Annotated in this window: 2 protein-coding genes; one reads left to right on the forward strand and one right to left on the reverse strand. The window is 34.6% G+C overall.

Features of this window, described 5'->3' with window-relative positions:
- Nucleotides 1–392 precede the first annotated feature (392 nt).
- Nucleotides 393–4544, forward strand: coding sequence for a response regulator (locus PL77_RS27015; RefSeq protein ID WP_044212405.1), 4152 nt, complete (start codon nt 393–395; stop codon nt 4542–4544).
- A 143-nt stretch (nt 4545–4687) separates the two neighbouring features.
- Here PL77_RS27015 and PL77_RS27020 read toward each other — a convergent pair whose 3' ends face one another.
- Nucleotides 4688–6556 carry a sulfatase gene (locus PL77_RS27020; RefSeq protein WP_044212408.1) on the reverse strand — a complete coding sequence of 623 codons (1869 nt, stop codon included), beginning with the start codon at nt 6554–6556 and terminating at the stop codon, nt 4688–4690.
- Between the last annotated feature and the right edge of the window lie 231 nt (nt 6557–6787).

The raw sequence follows: 6787 nt of genomic DNA on the forward strand, positions 1-6787 counted from the left end.
TTGAAGTAAAACATCAACATAACTAACTGAATATAGGGCATTTAATAAGTATATATTTTTCATATAATTAAAGTGATTAAGTCAAGAAATTAAAGTTTAAAAAGTAAGATACTACTAAAAGCGATATCAATATGTAAATCAAATTTAAGAAAACAGAACAAATATTTACATTAATTAAGATTTATGTTAACCGGGAAAATATTGTATTTATCTTATACAAATCAAATTTTATTTAAATGTTGTCAACGGATAAAAAATAATAGCTTAAAAGCTTTGGTAAAAATAATGTATTTTTTACATTTATGACAGAGTATTTTTTAAACTGTTCTAATTATTTTTATTGAGTTGGGTATCATATTTTTAATAGATTTTGTCCCAATAAGACCGTACGCATGAGAAGAATTTACTTTATTCAACTGTTTTTACTACTATTATTTTCACATATAAATATAAGTGCCCAAAAAACGAATACTGCTAATAATGGATTAGTGAATTATAGTATCAACGATGGTGTTTCGCACTATGGGGTTACTGCTTTATTGAAAGATCATAAAGGATTGATATGGCTTGGTACTTATAATGGGCTGGATCGATTTAATGGGTATGAATTCCAAAATCATAGAAATTCAGATTATAAAAAGATCTTAAGTGATAATAAAATCAGATCGCTGTATCAAGATCAGAAAAACAATATATGGATTGGTACAGAAGATGGTTTGAACATCTATTACTATGATCAACAGCGTTTTGAAACCATCCCTACGGATAACATTTCAAATTCTTCCGATCGTCCTTGTGTCATTGCGAAGATTGTTCCGCTCAAAAATCACATTGTTTGTATTACTGAATATGATGGTTTGTTATTCTTCAACCGTGAAAACTATCAATTAGAAAGAGTACATCACATTGAGGTCAAAGATAAATCCTTCCGATATGTTTTTGATGCTATGCCACTCGGCGAAGATGTGATCTTAATCTCAACGGCAAAAGGGTTAATCTCTTATGACTCCAATAAGGATGAACACGACTATATATTAAAAGATCACATTTCTTCATGCAAGGGTATTACCTTAGACGATGATAACAATATTTTTCTTGCTGAATATAACGGTATTAGTCTAATCAAAACCAACTTGATCAATGGGCAATACCAATTCCATTACATTAAGAAGTTTTTTCAGAATGCCCGTTTTCTCCATTTAGATATGGATGACAATAACAATCTTTGGTGTGGTATGCTATCAAAAGGTTGTGCATTAATAAAGAATCCAAAAAGACTAAAAGAAAAAACTCGATTCAGAAGAAAGAAAGCAATCCGCTATTTTGATATTGGAAGGGTAAGCGATATTTTCTCTACTAAAGAAGATAATGAAATATGGATCAGTTCATTAAGCAATGGTCTTTTTGCTTTTGATAAAGTGGCTTCTCCTTTTAAATATGCAGATTTAAATACAGCTGAATTAAGAGGTCGAAATTTCAATAATAAAATCTTAGAAGGGTGTGTTTGGGATGAAGAACACATCTTGTTGAGTTCTTACCTCAGAGGATTGATCTATTTTAATACTAAAACAGGAAGACTTGAACCTTTGCCTCAAGAGTTTGATCAAATGCCAATTCCACAAGCATGGTCTTCTGTTGTGAAAGATAACCTTGGGGGGAAATGGTTGAGATTTACCAAAGAAAGAGGTAGTTGGTTTTATCAAGCTCCTGATGAACACCAAAAATGGATAAGAGTCAAATCTGAAGACATCCCTAAACTTACTTTTTCAAAATTAATACAGGTACAAGTGGATCAACACGGCTTGTATTGGATGGCAACAAACAATGGGCTTTTCCGCTTTAAAATGCAAAATCCTGGACAACTGATCTCAGGCGATGCACTAAAAGATAATCCAAGAATTCAGCTTACTGAAGCCAATCAGTTCAAAACACTGATGTTGGATTCATTAAACCATACCGTTTGGGTAGGCACCACATTAAATGGGCTTTTACGTATTGACAATCAAGCTGACCAAGAGTTAGACGAGATGAGTATCAGTCAATACAAGTACGATCCCAAAGCCAAAAAGTCATTACCTTCCAATCACGTTTCTAATATTATATTGCTCCCCAATGGTTCTATATGTTTGGGGCTAGAAGGTAAAGGAATCTGTATTATTAATGATGTTTATAAGGATAATTTGAAATATGATTGTTATTCAGAAAAAGATGGTTTGGATAACAATATTGTCAAAAAAATCATCTATGATACGGATGATAAATTATGGATCACAACAGATAAAGGGTTAAATCTTTTTGACCTGAATACTAAAGTGTTTAAACAATTTACAGTAGAAGATGGTGTACGTGCCTATGCTTTTGAAAATGTCGGTTTCTTACAAAATGAGAATACCATCATTTTTGCAGCCGGTAATGGAATTTGCTACTTTGACCCGTCTAAAACTGAAATTAAAAAGCCTATCCCTCCTTTTAATTTTGGAGATTTAGTATTGCTCAATACCACCGTTCATGTCAATGACACCATCGACAATCGTGTCATTTTGGATAAGCCTTTAGATCAAAAAGAGAAAATTGTATTGCAGTATGATGAGAATAATTTCTCTATTGAATTATTACTGCTGCACTATTCCAACTACCCATCAAGTTACAAATTAAAGTATCGTTTGCTTCCTCAGGATGAAGAGTGGATAGAAACAACATCTGCTTTTAAAAACGTTTCTTTTAATGGATTAGCTCCAGGAAAATATACATTGGAAGCGATGGCATCGAACTCCAAAAACCGATGGACAGCTCCTATAAAACTGAAGATTGAGGTAAAACCACCATTATGGAAAACTTCATTTGCCTACTTCTGTTATTTCGTCACACTTTGTATTATAGTGTACATTGTGATACGCTTTATGCTAAATCATACACACTTAAAGCACGAATTAGAATTAGAGCATATTGAGCGTTTACGTGTAGATGAGCTCAATAAAACGAAGGAAAGGATCTTCATGAATATTTCTCATGAATTTAGAACACCAATTACATTGATTACGGGGCCTATTCAAATGCTCCTCAAAATGTTTGCCTCTAATAAAGATGCCTTTGTTCATCTTGATCTCATCAACAGACAATCCAATAAGATGTTACAGTTGGTCAATCAAGTTCAAGATTTCCATAAAGCCGAACAGTCTATTTTGAAGTTAAAATCGAAAAACTTTGATTTTACTTCTCTTATTATGGACATCAAAAAGGATTTTGAATCACTTGCTGAAAAACAAGAAAAGCATTTAGAAATTGAAGGAGATGCCAACCAATTATTTATTACGGCAGACCGTTATAAAATTGAAATTGTATTGAACAACTTGCTCAATAATGCTTTTAAGTTCACGAAGAAAGGTGATACTATCAAAATTAAGTACGGTTATGATGAGAATGCGTTATTCTTCCAAGTGATTGATACTGGTATTGGTATAGAAAAAGCTCAAATTCCTTTTGTTTTTGATCGCTATTATCAATCTGAAAATTCTAATACCTACTCTATTGGTTCAGGAATTGGATTGGCATTCTCCAAACGTTTGGTTGAAATGCACTTTGGTAAAATCAGTATCGAGAGTGAACTGAATGTGGGAACGACCTTCTCTGTTTCGCTTCCTGTTGAGGTCAATGCTAAAGATGCATTGAACGAAAACAGAATTCAAGATATACTGAAAAACGAAACGGATGAAGAAAAGCAAAAGATTTTACCTACCACTTTAGAACTTCCAAGTTATCTAATGGATGAAAGCTTGAAAGAACTCAATGTATTTTATGTAGAGGATAACGAGGAACTTAGAACGTTTGTCAGTGATGTTTTATCTGAGTATTTCAATGTCACTTGTTTTGTAAATGGTAAAGAATGTTTGGAGAAGCTTGAAAACGAATGGCCGGACCTTATCATCAGTGATATTCTTATGCCGGAGCTAAATGGTTTGGAGCTTTGTATGAAGCTGAAAACAGATATCAGAACGAGTCACATTCCAATTATTCTTCTTACATCGAGATCCTCTATTGATGATCAGGTCAAAGGTCTTGAAGTGGGTGCTGACTTCTATATCTCAAAACCTTTCGACATGAAGCATTTAATTGCTTCTAGTCAAATGTTATTGAAAAACAGAAAGCAATTAAGAGAACGTTTCCAAATTGATTTCCCTGTTGAAGTCGAAAAGAAAAACACCAATAAAGACGACGCCATTTTCATTGAGAAATTCTATGAACTGATCGAAGAGAACCTTGAAAATGAAGACATTGACATGAATGTATTCGCTAAGGGTCTCTACCTCAACCGTACCACTTTCTTCCAAAAGGTAAAAGCAATTACGAACTACACGCCTTATGAATTGTTGAAGGTGTATCGTTTAAAAAAGGCTGCTGAATTTTTGGTGCAGGAAAATCTTCCTGTTGCAGAAGTTTGTGTCAGAACCGGCTTTAAAAACCGTACACACTTCAGTAGAATGTTTAAGGAATACTATGGTGTCTCACCGAGTAAATACGGGAAAAGTTTAGAAGAAAAGGCGTAAGCAATAGCTTAATTCAATCGTCTTTATAAACCTAAACCTCCTCTTTTCATACTTTGAAAAGAGGAAGATTAGTTTACATCATAAGCCCACGACTTAAGTCGTGAGCTTATAATGTGAGTAATGAACAAATGGTTTTACCCATGCTAAATGTCCTTTTGAGCCAATTCCGTTAGATATTCAATACGGCGAGGTACTAAACCTTCGAACTTCGACCAATGTGCCTTTTCGATTGTTTCTAGGTCAATCTTCATTCCTTTAGCATCCATCAATAAGACGACTGTATTTAAAATAAAATTGGTCTCGATGGGATCTTTACATTGATCTAAAATATCAAGTATTAATGGTTTTGGATCGACTGTTTCTGTAAGCCCTAAAAATTCTGTCGCGCGTGTTCGTACCAAGAGGTCGGGATCTGAAACGGCCAATTGTTTTGCTGTAGCATAAAAAGGTGATGCTTCTTTTCCATAAGCACTGCAATTAATCAAGGCCCAATAACGGTCCATTGCATTCTCAGAACTCAAGGCTTTTTGTATTCCTTTTTTGGCTTTTTTGAAAGGTAAAAGTTGTAAGTCTGCAAGGTCGATTAATTTATTGATTTGACTTTTGTTTTCTTTGCCAAAGGCTACCCCATCCCCTTTACTCAATTTTAAAAATGTTGGTTCTGGGTAAAAAGATAAATCAGGCATCCCCTTTACGCGGTCTTGCATTATTTTTCTCATTTCTAATAACACCTTCTTGTAAGCTGGGTCATTAGCCAAATTATTGATTTCATGTGGATCATTTTCCAAATCATACAATTGCTCTGGCAAACGTGATCGGTAAAAAGCCTCCTGTACTTTTTCCAACTCTCCTTTTCTCGCTAAATCTCTCCACTCTCTAAAAGCAGGTTGTTTGTAACGGTAGAAATTATGTAAACCATCAAAATTAAACGGCTGATAGCTTCTCCAATAGCTGTACTTTCCTTTTCGTAGAAAACGCACCAAATCATATTTCTCATCAAAACGATCCGCATAACCAAACGCCTCGTCTCTTTTATCCAATTCTTTTAAAGTCACACCTTCTCCTAAAAATGGCTTTCCGTCTATTTGCTCTGGTACTGGGAGCCCTGCAAGGTGCAATACGGTAGCTGACAAATCAATAAATTCTACAAAGCCATCCACTCTTGAGCCTTTTGGAGCTGGCGCCAGGTGTTTCCAATTTTCAGGTACATAAACCACCATGGCCACTTGCAAGCCGTCATTGTGGGCATAACCTTTTCCTCCCGGAAGCACTCCTCCATGATCTCCATAATGGAAAATAAAAGTATCATCCAACAAACCATCTTCTTCCAGCTGTTTTACAATTTTGCCAATTCTTTTATCTACATGATGATTCAATGAAATGTACTGTGCATACTTTTCTCTAAATAATGGCGTATCAGGATGATAAGGAAATAATTCAACGTTGGCGGTAGCACTAATATCTTCAACATGTGCTTTCAAAGGGCCAAACATCTGACTTTCATGCGTATCATAAAAATTTTGAACATGAAAGAAAGGTTGGTTTGGTTTTCTGTTTCTAAATGTCGCCTTCCTAGAACTTTCATCCCAAACACCTTCTACTTCTTCTTTTGTAAAGTTGTAGTCCTGTTTGTTGTTGTTGGTGGTATAATAGCCTGCTTCTCTAAGGTATTTTGGGAACATTTGTAACCCTTGAGGCATGTGTACTTTCTCTTGAGGACGGTGAAAATGGACACCTGTTTTTGGAGCATAAACCCCTGAAATAATTGTACTTCTTGCTGTTGAGCAAACTGGAGCATTCGAATAGGCATGATTAAAAACCAATCCGCCTTCAGCCAATTTTTCAATATTTGGCATTGGTGCTCCATGTTCTGGATTGTACAGCCTGTACCAATTGGCTGAATTGTCTTCGGAAGTAAGCCATACAATATTCGGTCGCTTTTGTTGGGCGAATAATGTAGTTTGCCAACAGATGGCTAAAATTAAAAAAAGACCTTTGTAATGATATTTCATTTCATTTTGAAGTTTAGTAGTCAATTTGATAAATAAAAATAACAAACACGTAGAAATGAATGGGTAAATTTTCGGTAAAAGAAAGGTGACAAAATTACTCCTTCTTTTATTTCTCTATCATTAAAAGTGAAAGCCCCCTTCATTACTACACTTCATAATAAAAATCTATATCAACATAAAAACAATCAATTTTACAAATACACAATCCCCTCGTATGTTTGTATCGTAATC

This window comes from Flammeovirga sp. OC4, from assembly GCF_000812565.1.
GTDB lineage: Bacteria > Bacteroidota > Bacteroidia > Cytophagales > Flammeovirgaceae > Flammeovirga.

Coding starts and splice junctions, on each gene's coding strand:
- PL77_RS27015 (WP_044212405.1), top strand. CDS start 393: ATGAGAAGAATTTACTTTATTCAACTGTTTTTACTACTATTATTTTCA.
- PL77_RS27020 (WP_044212408.1), bottom strand. CDS start 6,556: ATGAAATATCATTACAAAGGTCTTTTTTTAATTTTAGCCATCTGTTGG.